This window comes from Amycolatopsis sp. NPDC004079, assembly GCF_040610415.1.
In the GTDB taxonomy this organism is placed as follows: domain Bacteria; phylum Actinomycetota; class Actinomycetes; order Mycobacteriales; family Pseudonocardiaceae; genus Amycolatopsis; species Amycolatopsis halotolerans.
Map to the genome: position 1 here is coordinate 1 of NZ_JBEXMH010000049.1, position 25,275 is coordinate 25,275.

Genomic DNA, 25,275 nt, shown 5'->3' on the forward strand with positions numbered 1-25,275 from the left:
GGTCTGGGGGTGCTTGTCAAGGCATCTTTCCCGCCTTGACAAGCACCCCCAGACCGTCAGCACAATCAACCTTCGGGGTGCCCCACGCAACCAACGCCTGCAATGTCGCCGCCAGGCGACGAGCAGTCACCCCAACTCGACAAGCCGATCCAAAAACCCCCGCTGCCCCTTGACCAACTTCTCCCGAGCCACCTCGAGAGAAAACCACTCCACCCGATCCACCTCAGGAAACTCCCGCATCCGCCCAGACCGAGGCGGCCACTCCATCTCAAAAACCCCCGGCACCACCTGAGCCGGATCAAGCTCCCCCTCCACCGCCCAGGCAGTCACGACCTTCCCGGACTGCCGAACCTCCCCCAACTCAACCCAAGCCCCCTCGGGAACCGGAACCCCCAGTTCCTCAGCGAACTCCCGCCGAGCAGCCACCTCGACCGACTCCCCGTCCTCAACCTCCCCCTTAGGCAACGACCAAGCAGCCAGATCCTTCTTAGCCCAGAACGGCCCGCCCATATGCGCGAGCAACACCTCGATCCCCGCCGCGCCCCGCCGAAAAACCAACACCCCAGCACTACGCCTGACAACCATCCCCCCACCCTGCCAGCCCCCACCTGACCAGCCCAAACACCCCCGCAGAAAAAACTTCCCGGCACTGTGTCGATCCAAGCCAACCCAGTTCGACGCAGAGGCAGAAGGCGCCCAACAGCCACCTGGGAAGGACCCCACGATGACCACCACCACCGCCCCGAAGACCACCAAGGCCGCCGAGACCGCCCCCGCCGCCGAAGGCAAGCAGTCCCTGGCAGACCGAGCCCGCCCCACCGTCCTGGCCCTCTTCCGCGCCGTGGTGTCGTTCCTCTTCCTCTGCCACGGCCTGATGGGCTTCGGCCTCTTCGGCGGCATCGACAACGCAGGCGGCGCGCTCCCGTTGGGCCAGTGGCCGGGATGGTGGGCCAGCCTGATCGAGGTAGTCGGCGCGATCCTGGTCTTCGCCGGCCTTTTCACCCGAATCTCCGCAACGGTGCTCTCCGGCGTAATGGCCTACGCCTACTTCACCGTGCACGCCCCGGAAGGCCTTCTCCCCCTGCACAACATGGGCGAACCCGCCGCCCTGTTCGCCTGGATCTTCCTCACCATCGCCGTGGTGGGGCCGGGGGCGGCCACACTGGACAATCTGCGCCGTCGCTGAAACCCGCGACAGAGCGGCAATCCCGGTTCTAACCGGGGTTGCCGCTCACGAGCATTGCCCGCCCCAGCACATGCTCCATCAACACAGTCAGCACCTGCTTGGTCGAGTCCCGCTCCCGCGCGTCGCACAACAACAACGGCACCTGCGGATCAAGATCCAACGCCCCGCGGACTTCCTCAGTCCCATACCGGTAGGCGTCGTCGAAGCAGTTCACCCCGACCACGAACGGCAACCCGCGCTGCTCGAAGAAATCCACTGCGGGAAAGCAGGATTCAAGCCGACGCGTATCCGCCAGCACCACCGCGCCCAACGCACCGTCGGCCAGTTCGTCCCACATGAACCAGAACCGGTCCTGCCCCGGCGTGCCGAACAAGTACAGGATCAGCTCGGGATTGATGGTGATCCGGCCGAAGTCGAGCGCGACCGTCGTGGTGGTCTTGCCCTCGACGCCGGACAGGTCGTCCACGCCCTCGGACGCGGCGGTGATCACCTCTTCGGTGCGCAGCGGCGGCACCTCGCTGACCGAGCCGACCAGGGTCGTCTTGCCGACCCCGAAGCCGCCGGCGACGAGCACCTTCACCGCTTGCGCGGTGAGGGACCGGCGGGGCTCAGAGTTTCCGGATGCCATCGAGAACCGCCTGGAGTACGTGGGGGCTGGGGGCGTCGGTCACCGGCGTCGCGGTGCGGAAGAGCACGAGGTTGCGTTCTATCAAATCGCTCAGCAGCACCTTCACCACGGGCAGCGGCAGGTCGACGCGAGCCGCCACCTCGGCGACCGAAACCGGGCGCTGGCACAGGGAAAGAATGCGCGAGTACTCCGGTTCGAGGCCGGGCGTCTCGTTCGCGGTGCGCAGCGCGACGACGAGCGTGATGAGGTCGAGCCCGCGCGTGTCGGACCGGGTCCGCCCGCCGGTGACGGCGTAGGACCGCACCAGCGGACCGGCCTCGTCCTCATACCAGGACTCGCGGTCCCGCGCCATCATGGCGAGGTCCGCTGGACCGCTCCGGCCCGCGGCGCCGCGGTGAGCACCGCGCCGACCCGCTTGATCATCAGGTTCATCTCGTAGGCGACGAGCCCCATGTCCGCGTCAACCCCGGCCAACAGCGCGAGGCAGGCGCCCCGGCCCGCTGCGGTGACGAACAGGAACGCGTGGTCCATCTCGACCATCGTCTGCCGCACGTTGCCGCCGCCGAAGTGCCGTCCGGTGCCGCGGGCAAGGCTCTGGAACGCCGACGCGACCGCGGACAGGTGCTCCGCGTCCGCCTCGGACAGTGTGCCCGACCGGCCGATCAGCAGCCCGTCCGCGGACAGCACCACCGCGCGGTCCGCGCCGGCGACCCGCTGCACGAGGTCGTCGAGCAGCCAGTCGAGCTCGTTGACTCCGTTGTTCGCCATCAGTCGCGATCTCCGTACCTGTTGTCGTGCCCGGGATCGGCCTCGCGGGCCCGCCGGGTGCCCTGCTGGAACGCGCTGAGCCGGGAGCGGGCCTGCTCCGGCGAATCCTCGCGGACGTCGTCGGATTCCGGGGCCGGCCGGTCACTGCGCAACTGCGGAACCAGGTTCTGCTGCCGCCGCCGCTGCGGAAGCGGCGGACGACCAGGCGGACGCGGCGGCGCGGCGCGGCCGTTTTCGACCGCCGGACGCGGCGCCCGGCCGTTGTCCGCGGGCGGACGCTGCTCGTGCTGCGGGCGGGTTTGCGGCGGACGGACCGGCGGTGCCTCGGCGACCGGACGCATGGCGCGACGCGTAGGCAACTCCGGCCGCTGCTGTTCCGGTGCCACCCGAGGCTCAGGTGCGACCCGAGGTTCCGGCGCGACCCGCGACGGCTGCGGCTGTTCTGCTTGCACTGGTTCCGGGCGAGACGCTTTCCGTTGCGGCAGTTCCGGTCGCTGCGGCTCAGCGCGCTGCGGTTCCAGTGCGGGCCGCGACGGCTCCACCGCGAGCCGGGAAAGCTCCGGCGTCCCATCCTCTTCCGAAGACGCGTCAGCCTCGGTGTCCGAAGGCTCCGTCTCGCTGATCGGCGCGAGCAAATCCTTGCGCACCAACACGATCGCCCGGGTCCCGCCGTACGCGGATTCGCGCAGGTGCACCGAGATCCCGTGCCGCGACGCCAGCCGCGCGACCACGAACAGGCCCAGCCGCGGCTCGTCGGACAGCGCCATGATCCCGAAGTCCGGCGGGTCGGCGAGCATCGCGTTGAACTCGTCGGCCTGGTCCTGCTCGATGCCGAGGCCCTGGTCCTCGACCTCGATCACGACGCCCTTGCCGACGACGTTGCCGCGCAGTTCGACGCGCGATTCCGGCGGCGAGAACGACGTCGCGTTGTCGATCAGCTCGGCGAGCAGGTGCACGAGGTCGCCGACGACCGGTCCGCGCACCGCGACGTCGGGCAGCTTCGCCGTCTTCACCCGCGCGAAGTGCTCGGTCTCCGCCGCCGCGCCGCGGACGAGTTCCACCAGCGACACCGGATTGCGCCACTGCCGTCCGGGCTGGCCGCCGCCGAGGATGATCAGGTTCTCCGCGTTGCGCCGCGCGCGGGTGGAGAGGTGGTCGAGCCGGAACAGCGTGTCCAGCTGGTCCGGGTCCTCCTGCTTGCGCTCGGCGGCGTCCAGCACCTTCAGCTGCCGGTGCACGATGACCTGGCTGCGGTGCGCGATGTTGAGGAACACCGCCTTGGTGCCCTGCCGGGTCTTGGCCTCCTCGACCGCGGCGGCGAGCGCGGACTGCTGCGCCAGGTTGAACGCCTCGGCCACCTCGCCGATCTCGTCCGTGCCGTGGTCGAGCAGATGCCCGCCCTCGTCGAGGTCGACCGGCTCGCCCGCCCGGACGCGGTCGATGAGTTCCGGCAGCCGCACCTCGGCCGCGTCGAGGGTGTCCTCGCGCAGCCGGGCGAGCCGGGAGATGAAGCGGTTCGACAGCCGAAGCGCGATCAGCACCACGACGAGCGCGAAGAGCACCGCCGCCGCGCCCGCGATGATCGAGTTCCGCAGCGTGTCGTCCGCGTCGGTGATCGCCGCGTTGGTCGCGTGCGCGCTCTGCGCGGCGAACATCGTCATCAGCGTGGTGGCGACCTGCTTGGCGTCGGTCCGCCACTGCTCCAGCGGCACCGGAAGCTGTTTCGCGCCGGACAGCAAGGCGTTCTCGGCCTGGGTCACGGTCGTCCACGCGGGACTCGAGACGAGCTTGTCGTAGTTCGCCCGCACCTCGGGCACCATCTGCGGCACCGACTGTTCGAGCTGCGCGTGGTACGCGCCGATCTGGCCGAGGTACGCGCGCTGCTCGTCGCCGGACAACCCGCCCGCGGCGAGCCCGGCCGACGCCAGCGCGTCGCTGCGCTGCATTTCCTCGGCGGCGTTGAAAATCGGGATCGCGGACAGCCGGGCGTACGCGTTGTCCGCGCCGCGCGCGGCCTGCGCGAGTCCGGCGACGCCCTGGGTGAACTGGTCGATGATCTGGTTGTAGAAGGAGAAAACCTCGAGCCGCGGCACCTGGCCGGAGTCGACCTGCTGACGCAGCTGCGGCAGTTTCGCTTCCAGCGCGGCGAACGTGGCGATGTTCTGCTTGACGCTCGCGGGCACGTTCGAGTCGCTCGCGAAGTTGCCCTGCAGCACCGAGGTGATCTGCGCGGCCGACGCGTCCGTCTTCGGCCGGGTGGCCAGCAGCGCGGCGCGCGCGGCGTCCTGTCCGGCCAGCACGCTCATCGACAGCTGGCGTTCCTGTTCCGCGGCGAGCAGGAACGGAATGCCCGGGCCTTCCGAACCGCGAATCTTCTGCGCGTAACTACGCGCCTGCGTCGCGTCGAAAATCAGGTATCCGGCGAGCGCGATACCGACGACCAGCAACGCCACGCTAGGAATCAACGCGATCGCGAGCACGCGAGAGCGAATCGAGGAGCCGCGGCCCTTTCGCCCGGAATTCTGCTTCACCGTGATCCGTTTTCCTTCCGGCACTGCTGTGGTATTCGGGTCCGCGGTGTTTTCGTTGCACCGGTCCGACCAGCCGGATCACAGTTCACCGTGGTCTGCGTTGCCCGCGACGACGGTAAGCAACCCGGACGGGCGAGTCAAGTCCGGACCCGCGTTGCCGTCATCCTCTTGTTACCTGCTAGTAACCCACTGCGGTGCTTGGAAAACTGATCACCACCGGACGTGACCTTGGTCGCACCGGCCACGCCGCTGCCCGCCGGGCGCCCGCGCGTGAGGTCGATCACGGCCCGGCATCCGCGAAAACTAACCGGAAACTTATGCGCATTTCCGCATCAACGGCGGAATCGAACGGAAACCCGAGATCAATTTCCGGAATTCAGCGCCGGACACCATTCGGCGGCCGGTGCGCGGAAAGCCGCGGCCCGGGAGCCGGTTCCGTTTCCGGCGCGACCGGACGGTCGCGCCGGAGCAGATCGTGCAACATCTCCCGGCATGCCCACGCCAGCACCGCCACGGACGCGATCAGCACCGCTACCAGCGTCGATTCGACCGGATAGCGCCCGATGAAGTCGCCGAAACGCGCGAGCACGAAGCCGAGGGCCACGCCGACGAGCAGGGTCACGACGTACGAGAGCGGCACTTCCCGACCGCGGGTCTCGATCATTTCGGCCCCTTCCGCCCCGGATTCGCCCGGCGGCGCCGCTCCCCGATCGGCTCCGGCCCGCGAAAAAACAGGGGCTGAGCATACCCGCCGGGCAGCACGCGGCGCGCCCGTCGATCACCCGAAGGGGCGAGCCGGACACCGATTGTTCACCCAGGACGCGCAAATCCGGCCGGATCCACGCGAATCCGCGCGGATATTGCGCGAATTCTTTTCAGCGCACCTCGCGCAGCACGGTCACCGCCCGCAGCACCTCGGCGTAAGTCGTGTACAGCGGGGCCAGCCCGAACCGCAGCACGTCCGGCGGCCGGAAATCGCCCAGCACGCCGCGTTCGTGGAGTGCGTCCATCGTCTGCTGCCCGCCCGCGTCGCGCACCGAAACCTGGTGTCCCCGAACGTGTTCGCGCGGCGTCGGAATGTCGGCTCCCGGCAGCAGTTCGTCCGCACACCGGAAGAAGAAATCGCCCAGTGCCAAGCCTTTCGCGCGCAGCACGGAAAGGTCGACGCCGTCCCACACGTCCAGTGCCGCGTCGAGCGCCAGCATCGACAGGATGTCCGGCGTGCCGGCGCGGGCGCGCGCGATCCCCGCGCTGCCGCGATATCCCGCTTCCATTCCGAACGGATCCGCGTGCCCGGCCCATCCGGCGAGCGGCTGATCGAATTCCGCCTGATGCCGCTGCGCCACATAGATGAACGCGGGCGAACCCGGTCCGCCGTTGAGGAATTTGTACGTACAGCCCACCGCGAAATCAACCTCGCACGCGTCGAGCCGAACCGGAATCGCGCCGACGCTGTGGCAAAGATCCCACACCGCGAGCGCGCCCGCCGCGTGCACGGCCTCGGTGACCGACGGCATGTCGTGCAGCCGCCCGCTGACGTAATCGACGTGATTCACGAGCACCGCGGCTGTCCGCTCACTCACCGCGCCGGGCAGTTCCGCCACCGGCACGCGCCGCACGGTGTGCCCGGTGAGCCGGGCCGCCTGGTCGGCCACGTAGCCGTCGGTCGGGAAAGTCGCCGCGTCGACCAGCACCTCGTCGCGGCCGGGGTTCGCCCGCACCGCCGCGACGAGCGTCTTGAACAGGTCCACGCTCGTCGAATCCGCCACCACGACCTGTCCGGCGGCGGCCCCGACCAACGGCGCGATCCGCTCGCCGACCCGCTGCGGGGCCTCCCACCAGCCCTCGGTCCACGACCGGATCAGCCGCCGCCCCCACTGGTGCCGGACGACCTCGGTCAACCGCTCCGCGACGTGTTTCGGCGGCGCGCCAAGAGAATTCCCGTCGAAGTACGCGACTTCCGGGTCAAGGTCGAACTCCGCGCGTTTCGCGGCGAGCGGGTCGGCGGCATCGAGCGCGGCCGCCTCGTCGGCAAGGCTCTGGCCGCGCACAGCGGATTCGGTCATCGACGCTCCTCGGGGTCCCGGTTCGCCCTCTTTCTAACAGGAGGCGGGCCCGCCTATCGAGCGCCGAGGCTGGCCGGGATTCTCTATCGGCCGCCGCTTCGACGACCTACAGTGACCTGACCAGGCACCACCGGAGGAGGTCAGCGTTGACCCAGTCGATCGCCGAACAAGCCGAGGGCCGCACCATCCCGTCGCTGCTGCGGCGCAATGCCGTCGAGTACGGGGACCGGCCCGCGCTCACCTCGCTCGATCTCGAAGGCCGTCCGACGCTCACCTGGAGCGAGTTCCGGACCGCGATCGCCGAGGTGTCGCGCGGGCTCGCCGGGCTCGGCCTGGCCGCGGGCGACCGGATGCTGATCATGGCCCCGAGTTCGCCGGACCACCTGGTCGCCGACCTCGCCGCGGTGCACCTGGCGGCCATCCCTTGCACGGCGTACGCGACGCTCAGCCCAGACCAGATCCGCTACGTCGCCCGGCACAGCGCCGCCCCGGTCGTCGTCCTCGCCGGCGCCGACGAGCTGTCCCGCTGGCTGCCGGTCCTCGACGATCTGCCCGCGCTGCGCCGCGTGGTCGTCATCGACGAATCCGCGATCCCGGACGGCGACGACCGGTTCGTCGCGTACTCCGCCGTGCGCGAAGCCGGCCGCGCCGCGCTCGCCGCCGACCCCGAGGCGTTCGAGCAAGCCTGGCAGGCGATCCGCCCGGACGACCCGCTCGCGATGATCTACACCTCCGGCACCACCGGCGACCCCAAGGGCGTCGTGCTGTCGCACCGCAACGCGATCCACGAGGGCATTGCCGTGCACACGCTGCACAAAGCTCCGATGCACCCGACGAACATCGCGTACCTGCCGCTCGCGCACATCGCCGAACGAGAGCTGTCGATTTATCTGCCGATCGTCGCGGCGGGCCACGTGCACACCGTCGGCGATCCGTCCGGCGTGGTCGCGGCGCTCGGCCAGGTGCACCCGCAGAGCTTCTTCGGCGTACCGCGGGTGTGGGAAAAGATGGTGGCGGGCCTGAAGAACATGCTCGCCGGCGTGCCCGAGGACCGGCGCGAGGCGCTCATTTCGGCGAACGAACTCCTGCAAGAGGGCTACAAACTCCGCAGCGCGGGCGAGGAACTGCCCGCCGATCTCGCCGAGCGCATCGCGAAGACCGACGAGACCGTGCTCGCGCCGGTGCGCGGGCTGCTCGGGCTCGACCAGCTGCACATCGCGTCCAGCGGCGCGGCCGCGCTGCCGCTGGAGGTGCTGTACTTCCTCGCCGGGCTGGGTGTCGAGATCCGCGAGGTCTGGGGCCTGTCCGAGACCACCGGCGCGGCGACCGCGAACAGCGCCGACGCGTTCCGCGCGGGCACCGTCGGCCGTCCGATCGACGGTGTCGAGGTGAAGACCGGCGAGGACGGCGAACTGCTCGTCCGCGGCCCGATCGTCTTCCTCGGCTACCTGCAGCCGGACGGCACGATCGAACCGGCCACCGACGCCGACGGCTGGTTCGCCACCGGCGACATCGGCACGATCGACGACGACGGGTACGTCACGATCACCGACCGCAAGAAGGAACTGATCATCACCTCGAGCGGCAAGAACATCGCGCCGACCCGGATCGAGGGCCTGCTGAAGGAGCACCCGCTGATCGGCCAGGCGGTCGCGATCGGCGACGCGCGGCCGTACGTGACCGCGTTGATCGTGCTCGACGACGAGATCGCCCCTGGCTGGGCGGCGGCCAACGGCGTCGAAGCGGCCGGGATCGACGCGCTCGCCGCGCACGAGGCGGTCCAAGCGGAGATCGCGCGGGCCGTCGAATCGGCGAACAGCAGGCTCGCGCGGGCCGAGCAGATCAAGAAGTACCACGTCATCACCACGGCGTGGACGCCCGAAACCGGCGAACTGACCCCGACGCTCAAGCTCAAGCGCCGGGTGATCAACGACCGCTACGGCTCCGACATCGCTTCGCTCTACTCCTCGTGAGTGGCTGTGCCGGTTAGAACAGCCGGCTAGAACCGGCAACGCCACTCACGAGGCCTGCCGGGACCACTTGCGCAGCCGCGGCGGCACGCGCTTTTCCAGCCCGTAGTTCTCCAGATGGGCGGAGAACACCTCGTCGAACGCCTGCTGCACGGTCTCGGTGTCCCAGTCCGGGCGCTCCAGGATCGGCTGCTTCAGATACGGCTGCCCCATCACGTGCAGCTGCGGGCCGTTGCACCGGATCATCTGCCCGGTGATGCCGTGCGAGCCCTCGCCGAGCAGGAACAGCACGAGCGGCGCGATCTTCGCCGGCGTCCGTTCCGGCGGGCACGCGCGCAGCGCCCGCTCGGATTTCCAGACCATCCGGGTGTGCGCCACCGGGCACACCGCGTTCACCCGGATCCCGGAATCGTCGAGGTCCAGCGCCCAGGAATAGGTCAGCGACGCGACCGCGCCCTTGCTCGCCGAGTACACGCCGAGCTTGCGCTGCCCGAGCGACGCGCCGGAGGAGATGTTCACGATCGACCCGCCGCCCGCGCCGACCATCGCGCGGATCGCGGCGAGCCCGGTGTACATCACGCCGAGCACGTTGACCTCGACCAGCTGGCGGGCCTGTTCCGCGTCGTCCTCCCACGGCAGCGCCTCGTAGTTGAGGCCAGCGTTGTTGACCAGCCCGTCGATCCGGCCGAACTCGGCGACGCACTGGTCGACGATCGCCTGCGCCTGCGCCGGATCGGCCACGCTGTGCCCGTTCGCGACCGCGCGGCCGCCGTGGTCGCGGATCGTCGCCGCGGTGCGCTCGGCCAGTTCGGCGTCCACGTCGTTGACCACCACGGCCCCGCCCGCGCGCGCGACATGTACGGCGAACGCCTCCCCGAGCCCGCGCCCGGCCCCGGTCACCACCACGGCCTTGTCCTGCAACAGTCTGTCCACGCTCACTCCCCGCTGGTGCGCCCGACGCGAGGACGTTCGCTCCGCCGGGTCTCTCCCAGTGTTGGGCCGTTCGGCCCAGTCGCACCGGACGATCGCGACGAACGGTGGTCGCGCTGCGCCGAACGAGGAAAGCTGATCAGTTCTACGGGTACCCCGCGGCAGGTCAGTCCGAACGGCTCCGCGTTCCGGCCACCGGATTCTTCCCGACTGTTCACCCTGGTGTGATCGGCGGCATACTGAGGGTGCATGCCCCGGCCGGAGCAGTGACACTCCTGGCCAGGAGCGAAACAGGCGAAGGCAGAATGCGGGGCACTCGCATTCACTCGATCGGGGAGGGGGCAGGGGTCATCTCGTGACGACCGAAGCGACCTCTCGGCTGACGGCACCGCTGCGGAATGTCGAGTATCGCGTGCTCTGGGCAGCGGAGGCCATCTCGAGCGCGGGCGACCAGCTGGCGAAGGTGGCGCTGTCCATCCTCGTCTACCACCGCACCGGTTCCGCGCTGTGGGCCGCGGTCGTCTACGCGCTGACCTTCCTGCCCGCGCTCGCCGGCGGGCTCGGGCTGTCCTTCCTCGCCGACCGTCATCCGCGGCGGGCCGTGCTGAGCGTGAGTGCCGCCGCGCAGGCCGTGCTCGTGGGGTTGATGAGCCTGCCCGGAATGCCGCTGGTCGCTCTGTGCCTGCTGCTCGTCGCGGTGCAGCTCGCCGCGTCGCCCGCGAACGCGGCGCAGAACGCGATCACCCGCGAGGTGTTCACCGACGACCATCTGTACCTGCGCAGCCAAGACCTGCGCGGGATCACCACCAACACGGTGCAGCTGCTCGGCCTGGCCGGCGGCGGTGTGCTGGTGACGGCCGTGGGCACGTCGTGGGCGCTGGCGATCGACGCGGTGAGTTTCGCGGTGGCCGCGGTGATCGTGCGGGTGTGGGTGCACAACCGGCCCGCTGCCGGAGGCGACCACAGCACGTGGTTCTCCGCGACGCGCTGGGTGTTCGGGCAGCGCAAACTGCGGGTGCTGATCGCTTTGTCCTGGCTCGTGGGGCTGGCCGTGGTGCCCGAAGGGCTGGCCGCGCCGCTGGCCCAGCAGCTGAACGCGCCGTCCGCGGCGGTCGGCTGGCTGCTCGCCGCCGACCCGCTCGGCTTCGTCGCCGGGGCCTACCTGCTGTCGAAATTCGCGTCCGCCGAGGTCCGGCAGCGGCTGCTCGGAGTGCTGGCGACGACGTCGCTGGCCTTGCTCGCGCTGTTCCTGCTGCAGCCGAATCTGGTGGTCGCGCTGGTGCTGCTCGCGCTCGCCGGTGCGATGGGCGCCTACATCATCACCGTGACCGCGACGTTCTCCACCTGGGTGCCGAACGAACTGCGCGGCGGGGCCGGCGGGCTGTACCGCACGGGGCTGCGCGTGGCGCAAGGCATCGGGGTGGCTCTCGGCGGGGTGGTCGCACAGGCGACCGGCTCTGCCGTTACCGCCATCGCGCTGGCCGGGCTCGCCGGCGTGGCTCTGGCGATCCCCACCGCGTTCTCGTGGACCCGGGTGCGGCACGCGGTCGCGGCCGGGGCCTGAATCGTGGATCGCTGGACGAATCTGTGGCCGGGGTCGAGGCACCGGCCGAATGGGTCCGGGTACGCCGGACGGGAAGTCGTTTCACGCTTCACGGTCACGCACGGAACACACCTCCGTTCGCATTGTCACGAATCCGTCGTGGATCGGTCACGGAACTCACGCTTCACGGTCACGCACAGCTGCTCACCTCCGCTCGCTGACAATTCACCGGAAAATGACAACAGCTCGATTCACGCTTCGCGGTCGCGCATGGGAAAACACCTCACTCGGGGGGACGGCGGGGACGCTCCTCCGCAATTTACTTCATGGATGCAGCAGTTGTCGCGGAAGGCGTCTCCGGGTTCGGAGACTACGACCGAATACAGCGTTCGAAGTCGGTGAGTGAGATGATACCGGCAACTGATAACGGCGCAGAACCGGGAACCGTCCGGGAACCGCATCCGACACCTGAGGAGGCACGGCCCGATGCCCGGAACCGAACCGGCGCGCGGTGAAGGCCGCGGCCCCGGGGAGGAACCGCCCGCCGCCAACGGCGGCGCGGGAAGGCTGCGCGCATTGATCGCCGGGAACCCCGTTCACTCCTGGGATCTCTGGACGAAACCGCGCCGGATGATCGCTTTCCTGCTCGCCTGGGACGCGATCGCGGTGGCGCTGCTGACCTTCGGCGTCGTCACGTCGCCGAGCCCGGATCTCGTGGACTGGGGCCGGTTCGCGATCCTCGCGGGCTGCGCGACAGTGCACATCCAACTCACCCGCAGGCAAGAGGAACGGCGGCGCAACCGGGTCACCGCCGTCCACATCGACCTGACCGGCATCTGGGTGTTCCCGGCCGCGCTGCTGCTGCCGATCCCGCTGACGCTGCTGCTGATCGCGCTCCTGCGCGTCCAGCGGTGGTTCAACTCCCGGCGGCCGCCGCACAAGTTCGTGTTCACCTCGTTCACGCATGCGGTGTCGGCACTGCTGGCGCACCACCTGTACCAGACTTTCGCGTCCGCCGAACTGGCCCGGCTCTCGCCCGCGAACTCGTTGCAGGTCTTCGGGATCCTGATGCTCGTCGGGTTCAGTTACGCGGCGCTGCAGGCGATCGTGATCGGCGGCCTGCTCGCGCTCGGCGGCACGTCCGCGCCCACGCTGCGCAACGTATTGGGCACCAAGGACGACAACCTGCTGGAGCTGTCGACGATCAGCCTCGGCACCATCGCGACGATCCTGCTCGTGAACATCCCGCCCGCGATCGTGATCCTCGTGCTCATCACAGTGCTGGGCAACCGGCTGGCGGAAATCAACCAACTGCAGTCCGAGGCGCGCACCGATCCGAAAACCGGGATCTTCAACGTGCGCGGGTGGTCGGAGTCCGCGGAGCGCGCGCTGGCGCGGGCCGCGCGCGGCGGGGAAACCCTTGCGCTGCTGATGATCGACCTCGACCATTTCAAGTGGATCAACGACACGTACGGCCATCCGGCGGGCGACGACGTGCTCCGCACGGTGGCGCAAACTCTCGACGAGATAACGCGTCCCAAGGACATCATCGGCCGCTTCGGCGGCGAGGAGTTCCTGATCCTGCTGCCCGATGCGGACACCACGGCGGCGAAGGTGACCGCGGAACGGATCCGTACCGCAATCGCCGATCAGCGCATCGTGACGACCGACAAACGCGGCGGTTCGGCATTGATCACCGGCCGCACCGGGTCGATCGGCGTCGCATTGCTCGGGGTGAACGGAACAACACTGGAACAGTTGCTGCAAGCCGCCGACGCGGCCGTCTACACCGCGAAGGAAGGCGGCCGGAACCAGGTGCGCTTCGCGGATGCGAATCCGCCTTCGGAGTGATCAACAATTCCGATCACCGGCACTGTTTTCGATTAATCGCGAAACCGATTCAGCAACTGTGCGCAACGGCGCGCACCCCGTTCCGCCGCCGGATTGGGCCGCCGGGTTAATTGCCCGCCGGACCGCTAACCGCGACACCCGGTTTTCGGGAAGGAACGAAAGCCGCCGGGGTCGGGCGAACCCGGTTGGCCGAGGACCGAAAATCCCTCGCGGCCGCATCGGACTCAACCGCGCTCCGGCAACCCCCGACTCGCACCCCGCCCAGCCGCTGCTGGCGTCCATCCCGGACCGAACCTCCCGAGCGCACCCCGCGCCCCACGCGCCTCATCCCGGTCGCGGACCGCCCCGATGCGGCATTGGGGTTCTCTCAGCAGTGCAGTGTGCGGCTGCGCACCCGCGACGGTCCGTGAGGGGAACCCTGACGGACTCTGATTCCCCCAGGGTTCCCCTCACGGACCTCGGCACCGCGGGCCTCGTGTGCCGAGCCCGTCGACACGGGGCGAGACCTCCCGCCGCTACTGAGAAAGCGCGTCGCATGCACCCGATGAGGCATTGGGCTTCTCTCAGCAGCCCCGCTGCGGCGCACTGGCTGGGCCGCGTAGCTCCCGCCTCCCCGCGGAGGTCCGTGAAGGACTCCTTGAGGGAATCTGATTCCTTCGAGGAGTCCTTCGAGGAGTCCTTCACGGACCTCCGCGGGAGCCGCGCACCCACCTCACGAAGCTTCTCGCCCGCACCCACCGTGGCATCCGGTGCGCCCAGCGCAATCCGCCGCACCCCGGGGGTTACCCCCCGCGCGGGTGAGGGGGACAGCCGCCTCCCGCGTCGCGGGCCGGGCTGGCACCCTGGAGCGCATGCCAGCCACCGACGACCGTGCCCCGGCCGCCGTTCGCGTTCGCCGACCCTGGTCGACGTCCGGCTGGCTGCTGCTCGTCCTGCTCGTGGTGTTCGGGTTCGGCCTGATCGCCTCGCGGCCCGCGTCCCCGCCCGACCAGGGCCCGCCGACCGGCGGCGTGCTCGCGGCGCGGAACGCGGTCGACGCGCTCGCCCACCCCGACGGCCAGGCCACCGCGCTGGCGCTCCTGCCCAAGGACTTCACCGCGGTCACCGGCGTGAAGCCCGGCCCGCTGCCCGCTCGCGACGGCACCGTCCGCGCCGCGCACCTCGACGGCGGCTGCTCGGCCCCGTGGGGCGACGACAACACCAAGTGGGACTTCTCCGTCCCGTGCAAGGCGCACGACCTCGGCTACGACCTGCTCCGCTACGCCAACGACAAGGGCCACCCGCTCGACCAGTCCGCCCGGGCGTCGCTCGACGACCGGCTGGAGCAGGACATGCACCGCACCTGCGAGCTGAACCCGATGAACTCCGAGCGCACCTGCCAGCTGGTCGCGTCGGTGTTCACCGGCGGGCTGGTGGTCAACTCGTGGCACCAGCGCTGGGGCCCGCCGGTCGGCGACCCGATCGGCCCGATGGTCGCCGGCGTCCTGGTGATCGGCTGCCTGCTCGTGATGCGCCTGCGCGGCTGGCACACCGCCCGCCGCACGACCCCGCGTCCGCGCCTGCCCCGCGGCGTCCCCCGGCCATGGGCGGTGCTCGGAATCGCCGGCGCCGTGCTGCTGATGGTCGGCGAATCGGCGACCGCGCTCGCTGATTGGGCGGGCGCGCCGGAGGCGACCTGGTGGCCGCTGACCTGGCTCGCGCAGCTCACCCCGCTGCTCTTCTTCGCGGGCGGGCTCGCCAACGCGGCGGGCTGGCGGGCCGAGCGCGACCGCGGCTACCGGCATTACCTGGCCGAGCGGTCCAGCCCGCTGCTGCGCCCGGCGTTGATCTTCGCCGTGGTCGCCCTGATCGTGCCGCTGGCGCTGGAACTGCTGGGCATCCCGGCCGGGACCAACGCCACGGTCATGCGGATCGCCCTGCACCCGCTATGGCTCCTCGGTGTCTACCTGCTGACCGTCGTCGGCGCGCCGATGCTGCTCGCGCTCTACCGCCGTACGCGGCTGTGGTCGGTCGCGGCGCTGACCGCTGTCGTCATAGCCGGAGAACTCGCCGCGAGCTGGACGGACGTCTCCTGGCCGCGCTACGCCGCCACGCTCGCCTTAGCGCTCCTCGCGCAACAAGTGGCGTTCGCGTACGCAGAGGGCGTCCGGCTTCGCCGCCCAGTGCTCGGCGTCGCGGCCGTAAGCGGCGTCGCAGCCCTCGCGGTCGCAGTGTTCGCCTTCGACGCTTCGCCGGTGCTGCTCGGCAACCCGGGCGCGCCTGCCGCGTTGTCCGCGAGGCCGTGGACCGTGCTGCTGCTGGGCGTGTCGCAACTCGGCCTCATCGGGCTCCTCGCGACACCGCTGCGGCGCTGGGCCGCACGCGACCGCGTCACCCGCACCGCCGCGCTCATGCTGCGTGCCCCGATGAGCCTGTACCTGGCATTCCTCGCCGCGATGCTGCTGCTCGTCGCCGTGGTCTATCTGCCAGGACCGATCGCGAACGGCCTGAGCTGGCTGCTGCGTCCGCGCATGCTCGCCGCGGTGGCGCTGCTGCTCGTGCCCGCGGCGCTGGTCTTCTGGTGGTTCGAGCGACACCCGGGCAAGCCCAGCACCGAGGCACCGGCCGCGCCACTTCCGTACACCCCGACCGGCCGTCGTCCAGTGCTGCTCACTCGCGCCGCCGCCACGCTGGGCATCGGATACGCGACGCTCGGCGTGTTTGGTCTCGCGCTGGCCCGGTTCGGCGCTGAGGCCGCGGACGCCGACGTGCTCGGCCTGCGTCTCGACCCGGTCCAAAGCCTCGTGCATCTGCTCCTCGGCGTCCTGCTCCTGCACGCGGTCCGGACCGGCGGAGCGGCGACCTCGCCCGCGACCTGGTTCGCCGCCGCACTGACCTGTGTGCCGTCCCTCGTGGCCGCCGCCGGCGGCGAGACGCACGGTTCGGCGGTCGTCGTCCTGCACATCCTCACCGCGGTATTCGCGCTGGTCGGAGCGGGTTCGTGCATGGTTCCGACAAGAAGGACGGCCGCCGCCGCGCCCTGACCCGCGACACGCGTACCGCCGACCGGGCGAAAATGCTTCGGATACCGGACGATGGGTGGTGCGCGCCACACCGTCCGGGGGAGGTGCGAATCCTTCGCAACCCCCGCCGGGCACCATGCGTCTTCAGAAGCGGACGACCAGAACGACGAGAAGGAGCCGACCGCGTGGACTACCCGCCTCGGAACGGGCAAGGCGATCGCCGCCCCGCCCGCTCGTGGCAGGACCAGCCCGGCCGGGAACCGGCGCGGCGGCCCGGGCCACCGCCCCGCTCGCGACGCGACCCGCAGGGTCCGGCTCGTCGTCCCGGACCGCCGCCGCGCCGCAGCACCGGACGGTCCCGCCGCGGCGGGATGCGCGGCGCGAAAATCGCTCTCGCGGTGGTGTCGCTGCTGGTCATGGGGCTCACCGGATACGCGTGGGCGTCGCTGCAGGGCCTGGTCAACGGGCTGAGCTACTCCGACGTGATCGGCGACGGCGCGGGCGGCGACAAGCCAGCCGACGGCGCCCGTGACATCCTCCTGGTCGGCCTCGACAGCCGCACCGACGCGCAGGGCAACCCGCTGCCCGCGGACCTGCTGGCCCAGCTCAACGCGGGCGAGTCGGACGGCGAGCTGAACACCGACACGCTGATCATGGTGCACATCCCGAACGACGGCAGCAAAGCCGTCGCGATGTCGCTGCCGCGCGACTCGTACGTGGACATCCCCGGCTACGGCAAGCACAAGATCAACTCGGCGTACGCGCGGGCGATGCTGCAGGCGCGCAAGGACCTGCAGGCCCAAGGCGTCACCGATCCGAAGGAACTCGACGTCAAGGCCAACCAGGCCGGGGCGAAGCTGCTGATCGCGACGATCCAGCAGCTGACCGGGTCCACGATCGACAACTACGCGGCGATCAACCTGCTCGGCTTCAGCGACATCACGAAGGCCATCGGCGGCGTGGACGTGTGCCTGAAGGACAACGTCGACGACGACTACTCCGGCGCGAAGTTCACCAAGGGCCAGCACACCATCGACGGGGTGCAGGCGCTGGAATTCGTCCGGCAGCGGCACGGCCTGCCGCGCGGCGACCTCGACCGGGTCGTGCGCCAGCAGGTGTTCATGGCGGGCATGGCGCGCAAGATCCTGTCCGCGGGAACGCTGACCGACCCGGGCAAGCTCAACTCGCTGGTCGACGCCATCAAGAAGTCCGTGGTGCTGAACCAGAACTGGGACATCTTCAGCTTCGCCCAGCAGATGAAGGGCCTCACCGGCGGGCAGCTCGAGTTCCGCACCATCCCGGTCGACAACGTCGAGTACCGGACGCCGAACGACGGCGTCGCGGTGAAGGTCGACCCGGCGAAGGTGAAGGCCTTCGTGCAGGGCCTGACCGGCCCGCAGGCCGGAGCCGACGGCGCTCCGGCACAGCAGCCGCAGAAACCGGATCAGTCGCATAAGGACACGACGGTCGACGTGCGCAACGCCTCGGACCGCACCGGTCTCGCGGCGACCGTGTCGAAGCAACTGGTGGACAAGGGCTTCACCGCGGGCGACACGGACAACGCGTCCTCGCGGAAGACGACTGTGATCTGGGTCCCAAGCGGCGGCGAAGCAGCCGGGCAGGCGGTCGCCGACGCACTTGGCACCAAGGCGACGGTGCAGGAAGACAAGAGCGTGCCCAAGGGCCACGTAAAGGTGTTCCTCGGTTCGGACTACCAGCCTTCCGCCGGCGCTTCGAGCGGAACCGGTGCGGCGCAAGCGCCTCCGGCGCAGCAGGCCGCGCCCCCGGCGACGCCCTCGGGTCCGGGCAGCGACGACCAGCCGATCACCGCCGACGGAGTGCCCTGCGTCAACTGACGCGTTGCTCCATTCGGGGAAAGTCGAAAATCTTCCCGAAACCCGCGTAATGAGCGGCCGCTTCGGCACTTTCACCATCGGGACGCAAGCCCGCGTCCGCGAAGTTGGTTGAGGGGCAGGGGCCGTGATCGACGCTGAGCACTACCAGCGGGTGCTGGGAGACGAGCTGCGCAAGCTCAGGCGTGGCCGGGGATGGACGCGCAAAGAGCTGAACGCGCATCTGCAGAGCGAAATCTCGCTGCAGACACTGGCGACGTACGAACTGGGCACCCGGCAGTGTTCCGTGGTGCGCCTGGTCGAACTGTGCGTGGCGATGGACGAGCTTCCGCAGGATTTGCTGGCGAAGGTGCACAGCCGGGTCTTCACCGAGGAACCGGGACGGGTCCGCGTGGACCTGCGCCGGGTCGTCGCGGAGGCCGGTCCGGAGCTGACTCCGCTGCGACGCTGGGCCGAAGGACGGTTGCGGCAGAACGGAGTCGCGATGCCGGGGTCGCCCGCGCGCGCGAACACCGCCTCCCGGCCTCCCGCCGCGGTACCCGGATCCTCAAGCACGCCAACCTCTTCCGCTCCCGCCGCTTCGAGCCAGCCCGCTTCGGCGAGCGCCTCGACCGACGAGGTGTCGTTCGACTTCGCCGCGCTGGAACGCATGGCCGAACTCTGCGGCCTTCCGACGGCTGAGCTGGTTTCGCACCTGCGCAAGCTCGCTCCTGCCTGACCACAGACCACGAGGGGGACCCTTCGCGACTCCTCCCCTGCCGCGAAAGTCCCCCTCGTTCTGCTCAACCTCCGCGCACACTCGTCCGCGCGAATTCTTTCCCGCTCAACGACAACGCCGCCTTGCCCGCGTCCACTGTGGAGCGCCCGCTCCCTGCTCAATGCCGCCCCCAGAACTACGAGGGGAACTTTCGCGACTCCTCCCCTGCCGCGAAGGTTCCCCTCGTACCCCTGCTAGTCCACTGTGGACTGCAGCGGAGACCACGAGGGGGACCCTCGCGACTCCATCCCCCGTCGCGAAAGTCCCCCTCGTGCCACATCACCCGAGCAGTTCGTAGTCCTCCCGCCGCACCGTCCGGGTGTCCAGCCAGTACCGCCAGGTGAATCCCGGCCACAGCGTCCGGTTCACGCCCTTCGCGTCCAGATACCAGCTCTTGCAGCCGCCCTGGGTCCAGATCCCCTTGCCGAGTTTCCGTTGCATCTCGGCGTTGAACCGCTCCTGCACGTCCTCGCGCGGGTCCAGCGCCCGGTCGCCCGCCAGCCGCAACGCCTGCGCGATATAGGAAATCTGCGCCTCGATCATGAAGACCACCGAGTTGTGGCCCAGCCCGGTGTTGGGGCCGAGCAGGAAGAACAGGTTCGGGAAGCCGTTGACGGTGATCCCGAGGTGCGTCCGCATCCCCTCGCTCGCCCACTCCTTCGCGAGGTTCCGCCCGTCGCGGCCGACGATCTCCAGACTGTCGAACGCGTCGGTCACGTGGAACCCGGTGCCGTAGACGATCGCGTCCACCTCGTGCTCGACGCCCGAGTTGTCGACGACGCTGTGCTCGCGCACCTCGGCCACGCCGTCGGTGACCACGTCGACGTTGTCGCGGGCCAGCGCCGGGTAGTAGTCGTTCGAGATGAGCACGCGTTTGCAGCCCATGGTGTAGTCCGGGGTCAGCTTGGCGCGCAGCTCCGGATCCGAGACCGCGCGGTCGATGTTGCTCTTCGCGAGCCGCTGCCCGACCTTCATGATCCACGGCTGGCCGTTGAAGCCGATCGCGCGCGCTTCCAGCGTCCAGTAAAGGAAATTCCGGTACAGCCGCTGCACCGGCGGCACCGCGCGGAACAGCCCGCGCAGCCAGCCCGGCATGTCGCGGTCGGCCTTCGGCATCACCCACGGCGGCGTGCGCTGGAACAGCGTCAGCTCGGCCGCCTCCGGCGCGATCTTCGGCACGAACTGGACCGCGCTCGCCCCGGTGCCGACCACCGCGACGCGTTTGCCCGCGAAGTCGAAGTCGTGCTCCCACTCGGCGGAGTGGAACGCGCGGCCCTGGAACCGCTCGATGCCCGGCAGGTCCGGGATCATCGGCCGGTGCAGCGCGCCGACGCCCGCGACCAGCGCCGGAGCCACGAACTCGTCGCCGCCGCGGGTGCTGACGTGCCAGCGCTTCTCCTCGGCGTCCCAGCGCGCGCCGGTCATCTCCTGGCCGAAGCGGATGAAGCGGCGCAGGTCGTACTTGTCGGCGACGCCGCGCATGTACTCGTAGATCTCCGGCTGCGGCGAGTACGCGCGCGACCAGCCGGGGTTCTGCTCGAAGGAGAAGGAGTACATGTGCGACGGGATGTCGCACGCGCAACCGGGGTAGCTGTTGTCCCGCCAGGTCCCGCCGACGTCCTCGGCCTTCTCGAGAACCACGAAGTCGTCGCGGCCGTCCTTGCGCAGCTGAATCGCCATGCCGAGCCCGGAGAACCCGGTGCCGACCACGATCACGCCGGTCTCGGTGCGGTTGCCCATGCGTCCTCCCGTTAACTGTTACCCGAAGTCCAGCTTACTCGGAGTAGGTTACTGGCGGTAGAGTGTGCGCCATGACCACCGCCAAGCGCAAGCGCATGCCCCGAGCCGAGCGGGAACGGCAGATGATCGAGGTCGCCGAGCAGGTCTTCGGCGAGCGCGGCTACGCGATGGCGTCGATGGACGAGATCGCGGAACTGGTCGGCGTGTCCAAGCCGATGCTGTACGAGTACTTCAACTCGAAAGAGGGCCTGCTGCTGGCCTGCATCCGGCAGTCGCGGGCGGCGCTGCAAGAGGCCACCGAGCAGTCGATCGTCGGCGCGGACTCCGCGCAGGACGCGCTGCGGCGCGGCTTGCTGGCGTTCTTCGTCTTCATCCGGGAGCGCCGCCAGGCCTGGTCGCTGCTGCGCCACGAGATGGCCCTGATCGGCACCCCCGCCGCGGACGAGATCGAAGAAACCCGCCGCCAGCAGACTGACCTGATCACCGCGTTGATGAGCGGCTACTTCGACAGCGCGGACACCCTGCGCGCGGAGGCCTCGGCCGAGTTCGTCGTCGGAGCCTGCGAGCGGCTGGCGATCTGGTGCGAGCGCTTCCCGGAGGTGACCCCGGAGAAGGCCACCGAGTACGCCATGGATCTGCTGTGGGCCGGGTTGTCACAGCGTGCGATTTGATGTGCACGTGAAGATGACCGTGCATTAGGCCATTCGGTCGTCACTCAGCGCACATCTCGTCCCGTTACTTGTGACACAGAGTTTTCTTGCGGTATCGATGACACGGTAGAAAGACACACTGGGTGTCGCGCCAGCGGCCGGCAAGCAGGAATCGCGTCATGAGTTTGCGGTGGCCGGGTCTCGACCTGTGACGCATGCTGATGACGAGAGGGGTGAGGCAGTGGTGGAAACGATCACGGCGACTTACAAGCACGACAACGACGACTGGACGATCACCGTGAGCGGCCGCGGCAAGGAGCTGACCGGCAAGGCGCCGGGCATCATCGCCGCCCGCGACCGGGCCGACCAGCTCGTGGAGAAGCTCGCCCCGAACGAGCGTCCCACGGTCGTGCACCTGCTGAACGGCAACGCACTGGAGTTCACCAGCACGTACATGGCCGCCCGCCTGACCCTGCCGGAGATCGAGCCGCTGGAAATCCCGCCGTCAGGCGGAGCGAAGGCTGCTGCTGCGGATTCCGGCAAGACCGAAGCTCCGGCCTCCACCACAGCCTCGGCTGCTCCTGCTGCGGCCTCGGCTGCTCCTGCCGTTGCCGCCACTGCTGTTGCGAAGCCCGCTGCGGAGAAGGCTCCCGAGCAGCCCGCCAAACCGGCGCTGCCGCCGAGCAAGCAGCTCCCGAAAGAGGTCGAAGACCGCAAGCCCGACGAAGCGAGCCGCCCCGGCGTGACAGCCGGCGCGTCGGCCACTCCGCCGGTCGCGCGCGCCTGACCTGCACTGTTTCGCTCACACGGCTCGCGTTTTTCGCGGGCTTGTTTGACGTGCGCTGACTGGTCCCCTACGAAGCTGGGGTTTTGGGGTCAGCCTCCGTCGGGGTAGGCCGCTTTCGTGCTGGCCGATGCCCGCTTCACGCCTGCCTGCGGGCCGGTGCTCACGGGCTCTACGACGCCCTGAGACGGTCTCGGCATCCCTGCGCGGACCTGACCCGCAAACAGTCGGCTATGCCCAGTACAGCGGGATAAAACCGGCGCGTCACCCAGGCGGGGTAGCCCAATACGGCGAACGTGCTCCGCCAAACCGACCCAGCCGGGCGACCGCCGAATGAGTGACCTCTGGTTCAGTGGCACTTCTCACGAAGTTAACCCGCCGTGACGATCAAGGCTGTCGATCCGCCATCCAGGGATGAAACAGCCCGTATTCGGCAGATCACGCGCCGCCGAGCAGTCCCGCCCGAGAGGCGACGCCGGGTAATCACGGGATCCGCCTTGAGCCGTGTCTCGTACAGGCTTCAGCCACCGGTCGCCCCCTGGAAAGCCAGGGCAAGCCGCTCAGGCCGCTCCGGCGGGTCGCAACCGGATGCCCACAATGCCCGCGCCGATGCTCCGAGCCAGCGAGGGCCCGGAGTCAGCGCGGGAGGCGAACCGTCAGCGGAACAGCTTCCGCACCAGCAGCACGGCCACCAGCACGCCGGCCCCGATCAACGGGTACTTGACCTTCGGATTGTCGAGCTTCGCGCGCACGCCGTCCTTCGCCTGTTCGGCGAGTTTCTGCGGATTGGCCTTCGTGCCCAGCTGGTCGAGGGTCGCCGCCAAAGCGGTCCTCGCCTGCTCGATCTCACGCTCGATGGTCTCGGGGTCGCGAGCCACGTGCCCTCCTCGCCGCAGTCGGACTGTAGGCGGTCCACGGTAGAGGACAACCCCCGCGAGACGGCGACTGGCCACGCCGAGCCGACCCGAACGTGGCGCGCGCTACGATCACACCTGGTTCCTGGGGGCCGTAGCCCAATTGGCAGAGGCACACGGTTTAGGTCCGTGCCAGTGAGAGTTCGAGTCTCTCCGGCCCCACACTCAGGCTGCTGGGCAGCGATACGGCAGAGCGTTCCAGCGGTCCGCGTCGGCCGCGTGCCGCACGGTATGCCACAACCCACCGCCGTTGAGGCCTTCCGCCTCGGCGGTGAGGGGAATGGCGGATCATCCGCTCGTCACGACAATCCGCCGGATCGCGAGTCGGCGGCACGGATCCGCTTCTTCTGGCCCCACCCTGCCCTTCGGCCCCGGCAGCCAGTCCGAACGGCCTGCCGGGGCCGAAGGGTTCAGCTCATCCCCGTCCGGAAACCCACACCGTCAGCAGGGCGACGGCGAGCCGACCCAGAACGCGATGTTGCTCTCCGGCACGAAACCCACATTCTGGTTTTTGCCGGAGACCTTGTCCCACTTTCCTTCGCCCCAGTCAGTCCAGCAGTAGTCCGGGTAGATCGTCCATTCTTCCACGTCGTCGACCCACGGCGAATTCTCCAGCCGCGGCCACTGCCGCACGCTCATGTTGATCTTCGGCTGGAACCCGCACCAGCTGCAGTCATGCAAGCGGGCCACGGCGTTCTGACCAGCAGACCGCGGCTGCGCACTGGCAGACACCGCCATCGGGCCGACCAGCAAACCGCAGGCGACGACCGCCCCGACACCTCGCAATATTCTCATTGCGCCCCCCTTTGTGGTGACAAAACCCGGGCTTCGCGGGAATGCGAAAACCGGTCACGCACCATTCAGACTAGGAACGCCGCAGAGTGCCGGACAAGGAATTAAGCAGCGGCTAAAAACCGCATCAACCGCAAGCAACGTCGCCGCCGCGGGACGCGGTCGCTCGCGAGGACAGTTGCTCCCGGGCCCGGGTCAAGGCGGCGATGCGTTCGTCCAGCACGGCCAGTCTGCGGTCCACCAAAGCGATGGCGCTCGAGGACAGGCGTCGCGAGGGCAGGTCTCCCTGCAGGCACGAGCCCAGCGGGCGGATGTCTTCCATGGCGAGCCCCGAGTCGAGCAGGTAGCGGATGTTCGCCACCCGCTCGATCGCGGACTCGTCGTACTGCCGGTACCCGTTGTGGGAGCGGGCGGCGGTCAGCAAGCCCTGCTCCTCGTAGAACCGCAGTGCTCTGGTGGTGACTCCGGTGGCCTTCGCCAGCTCTCCGATCCGCACCGACCCGAGCGTACGCCGCTAAGCGATCACTGCGCCGCCGTCGACGGGCAGGACCACGCCGGTCAGGTACGCCGCGGCGGGGCTGGCGAGTTGGACGATCCAGTGGGCGACTTCTTCCGGCTGGGCCAGGCGTCGCAAGGGCACCATCGCCTGCAGGGACGCGTGTTGCGCTTGGGCTTGCTCGGCGGTGAGGCCTTCGCGGGCGTAGATCTCGGTGGCGACCGGACCGGGTGCGACCGCGGTGACGCGGATGCCTTGCGGGGCGAGTTGCACTGCCCAGCTTCGGGTCAGCGACTCAAGGGCGGCTTTCGTCGCCGCGTAGAACTCCCGGCCCGCCATCGGCCAGCCGCGTTGGCCGATCGCGGTTGTCACGTTGACGACGACGCCATCGCTCAGGTGCGGCAGCGCGGCTTGCACGAGGTAGACCGGCGCGAGCAGGTTCGTCGCGACTACTTCGTCGAACGCGCCGGGCTTGATTTCGCCCAGCGCGGCCGGGTCGACGATCCCGGCGTTGTTCACCAGCACGTCGAGCCGGCCGAATTCGGCAAGTGCCGCAGCGACAATCTCCTCTGCGGCGCCTGCCTCGGTGATGTCGGCGGCGAACGGGCGGATCCGCGCGAAGCCCTCCGCGGTTTCGGCCAGCCGCACGGCGGTCCGGCCGACGACGAGGACGTTCGCGCCCTGCCTTGCGAACTCGCGTGCGGTGACCTGTCCGATGCCCGTTCCGCCGCCGGTGACGATCACGGCTTTGCCTTCAAACTGTCCTTCACTCATGACAATCGACGCTAAACATTGCCGTATGCGTGAAGGTCAA

General features: G+C 69.4%; 22 protein-coding genes and 1 tRNA gene. 10 read left to right on the forward strand and 13 right to left on the reverse strand.

Features of this window, described 5'->3' with window-relative positions; genetic code table 11:
* Positions 1-126: 126 nt before the first annotated feature.
* Complete coding sequence (locus ABZX37_RS35710) at positions 127-585, reverse strand: NUDIX domain-containing protein (protein WP_354747173.1); 459 nt, start codon at positions 583-585, stop codon at positions 127-129.
* A gap of 139 nt (positions 586-724) precedes the next feature.
* On the opposite strand from ABZX37_RS35710, the gene ABZX37_RS35715 reads away from it, so the two are divergent.
* The gene (locus ABZX37_RS35715; RefSeq protein WP_354747175.1) at positions 725-1,186 is read left to right on the forward strand and encodes a DoxX family protein; all 462 of its coding nucleotides are present in this window, start codon (positions 725-727) and stop codon (positions 1,184-1,186) included.
* Between the two features lie 28 nt (positions 1,187-1,214).
* Here ABZX37_RS35715 and ABZX37_RS35720 read toward each other — a convergent pair whose 3' ends face one another.
* The 6 genes from ABZX37_RS35720 to kynU all read right to left on the reverse strand — a co-directional run bounded on the left by ABZX37_RS35720 (position 1,215) and on the right by kynU (position 7,179).
* Complete coding sequence (locus ABZX37_RS35720; protein ID WP_354747177.1) at positions 1,215-1,814, reverse strand: ATP/GTP-binding protein; 600 nt, start codon at positions 1,812-1,814, stop codon at positions 1,215-1,217.
* A complete protein-coding gene (locus tag ABZX37_RS35725; protein WP_354747309.1) occupies positions 1,795-2,166 on the reverse strand; it encodes a DUF742 domain-containing protein in 372 nt (123 codons plus the stop codon). The genes ABZX37_RS35720 and ABZX37_RS35725 overlap by 20 nt, the downstream gene beginning before the upstream one ends.
* Positions 2,166-2,582, reverse strand: a complete 417-nt coding sequence (locus ABZX37_RS35730) for a roadblock/LC7 domain-containing protein (RefSeq protein ID WP_354747179.1) — start codon at positions 2,580-2,582, stop codon at positions 2,166-2,168. Before ABZX37_RS35730 ends, ABZX37_RS35725 begins: the two co-directional genes overlap by 1 nt.
* A complete protein-coding gene (locus ABZX37_RS35735; RefSeq protein ID WP_354747181.1) occupies positions 2,582-5,113 on the reverse strand; it encodes a nitrate- and nitrite sensing domain-containing protein in 2,532 nt (843 codons plus the stop codon). Before ABZX37_RS35735 ends, ABZX37_RS35730 begins: the two co-directional genes overlap by 1 nt.
* A gap of 376 nt (positions 5,114-5,489) precedes the next feature.
* Entirely contained in the window at positions 5,490-5,777 is a 288-nt protein-coding gene (locus tag ABZX37_RS35740; protein WP_354747183.1) for a hypothetical protein, read from the reverse strand.
* Between the two features lie 211 nt (positions 5,778-5,988).
* Positions 5,989-7,179: a kynureninase gene (gene kynU, locus ABZX37_RS35745; protein WP_354747185.1), complete on the reverse strand. Its 1,191-nt coding sequence runs from the start codon at positions 7,177-7,179 to the stop codon at positions 5,989-5,991.
* A gap of 146 nt (positions 7,180-7,325) precedes the next feature.
* Between kynU and ABZX37_RS35750 the strand changes: the two genes are divergently transcribed.
* Positions 7,326-9,152 (forward strand): AMP-dependent synthetase/ligase, encoded by a 1,827-nt coding sequence (locus tag ABZX37_RS35750; RefSeq protein ID WP_354747187.1) that lies wholly within the window; start codon positions 7,326-7,328, stop codon positions 9,150-9,152.
* 45 nt (positions 9,153-9,197) lie between these two features.
* On the opposite strand, the gene ABZX37_RS35755 is transcribed toward ABZX37_RS35750, so the two are convergent.
* Positions 9,198-10,082: an SDR family oxidoreductase gene (locus ABZX37_RS35755; RefSeq protein ID WP_354747189.1), complete on the reverse strand. Its 885-nt coding sequence runs from the start codon at positions 10,080-10,082 to the stop codon at positions 9,198-9,200.
* A gap of 376 nt (positions 10,083-10,458) precedes the next feature.
* Here ABZX37_RS35755 and ABZX37_RS35760 point away from each other — a divergent pair, with 376 nt between their 5' ends.
* From ABZX37_RS35760 to ABZX37_RS35780, 5 genes are all read left to right on the forward strand, one after another.
* On the forward strand, positions 10,459-11,643 hold the full coding sequence (locus ABZX37_RS35760; RefSeq protein ID WP_354747311.1) for an MFS transporter: 1,185 nt from the start codon (positions 10,459-10,461) through the stop codon (positions 11,641-11,643).
* A gap of 465 nt (positions 11,644-12,108) precedes the next feature.
* A complete protein-coding gene (locus ABZX37_RS35765; protein WP_354747191.1) occupies positions 12,109-13,473 on the forward strand; it encodes a GGDEF domain-containing protein in 1,365 nt (454 codons plus the stop codon).
* Between the two features lie 851 nt (positions 13,474-14,324).
* Entirely contained in the window at positions 14,325-16,496 is a 2,172-nt protein-coding gene (locus ABZX37_RS35770; RefSeq protein ID WP_354747193.1) for a phospholipase A2, read from the forward strand.
* 395 nt (positions 16,497-16,891) lie between these two features.
* On the forward strand, positions 16,892-18,331 hold the full coding sequence (locus ABZX37_RS35775; RefSeq protein WP_354747313.1) for an LCP family protein: 1,440 nt from the start codon (positions 16,892-16,894) through the stop codon (positions 18,329-18,331).
* Positions 18,332-18,455: 124 nt separating this feature from the next.
* Complete coding sequence (locus ABZX37_RS35780; RefSeq protein ID WP_354747195.1) at positions 18,456-19,046, forward strand: helix-turn-helix domain-containing protein; 591 nt, start codon at positions 18,456-18,458, stop codon at positions 19,044-19,046.
* 318 nt (positions 19,047-19,364) lie between these two features.
* Here ABZX37_RS35780 and ABZX37_RS35785 read toward each other — a convergent pair whose 3' ends face one another.
* Entirely contained in the window at positions 19,365-20,825 is a 1,461-nt protein-coding gene (locus ABZX37_RS35785) for an NAD(P)/FAD-dependent oxidoreductase (protein WP_354747197.1), read from the reverse strand.
* A gap of 71 nt (positions 20,826-20,896) precedes the next feature.
* Between ABZX37_RS35785 and ABZX37_RS35790 the strand changes: the two genes are divergently transcribed.
* Together ABZX37_RS35790 and ABZX37_RS35795 are read left to right on the forward strand one after the other, a co-directional pair.
* Entirely contained in the window at positions 20,897-21,496 is a 600-nt protein-coding gene (locus ABZX37_RS35790) for a helix-turn-helix domain-containing protein (protein WP_354747199.1), read from the forward strand.
* A gap of 220 nt (positions 21,497-21,716) precedes the next feature.
* The gene (locus ABZX37_RS35795) at positions 21,717-22,262 is read left to right on the forward strand and encodes a hypothetical protein (RefSeq protein WP_354747201.1); all 546 of its coding nucleotides are present in this window, start codon (positions 21,717-21,719) and stop codon (positions 22,260-22,262) included.
* Positions 22,263-22,915: 653 nt separating this feature from the next.
* Here the strand turns inward: ABZX37_RS35795 and ABZX37_RS35800 are convergent.
* Positions 22,916-23,137: a DUF3618 domain-containing protein gene (locus ABZX37_RS35800; RefSeq protein WP_037358573.1), complete on the reverse strand. Its 222-nt coding sequence runs from the start codon at positions 23,135-23,137 to the stop codon at positions 22,916-22,918.
* A gap of 124 nt (positions 23,138-23,261) precedes the next feature.
* Between ABZX37_RS35800 and ABZX37_RS35805 the strand changes: the two genes are divergently transcribed.
* A tRNA-Leu gene (locus tag ABZX37_RS35805) sits at positions 23,262-23,335 on the forward strand.
* A 279-nt stretch (positions 23,336-23,614) separates the two neighbouring features.
* Here the strand turns inward: ABZX37_RS35805 and ABZX37_RS35810 are convergent.
* The 3 genes from ABZX37_RS35810 to ABZX37_RS35820 form a co-directional block, all read right to left on the reverse strand.
* Positions 23,615-23,968 (reverse strand): hypothetical protein, encoded by a 354-nt coding sequence (locus tag ABZX37_RS35810; protein ID WP_354747203.1) that lies wholly within the window; start codon positions 23,966-23,968, stop codon positions 23,615-23,617.
* 124 nt (positions 23,969-24,092) lie between these two features.
* Positions 24,093-24,461 (reverse strand): MerR family transcriptional regulator, encoded by a 369-nt coding sequence (locus ABZX37_RS35815; protein WP_354747205.1) that lies wholly within the window; start codon positions 24,459-24,461, stop codon positions 24,093-24,095.
* A gap of 18 nt (positions 24,462-24,479) precedes the next feature.
* Positions 24,480-25,235, reverse strand: coding sequence for an SDR family oxidoreductase (locus ABZX37_RS35820; RefSeq protein WP_354747207.1), 756 nt, complete (start codon positions 25,233-25,235; stop codon positions 24,480-24,482).
* Between the last annotated feature and the right edge of the window lie 40 nt (positions 25,236-25,275).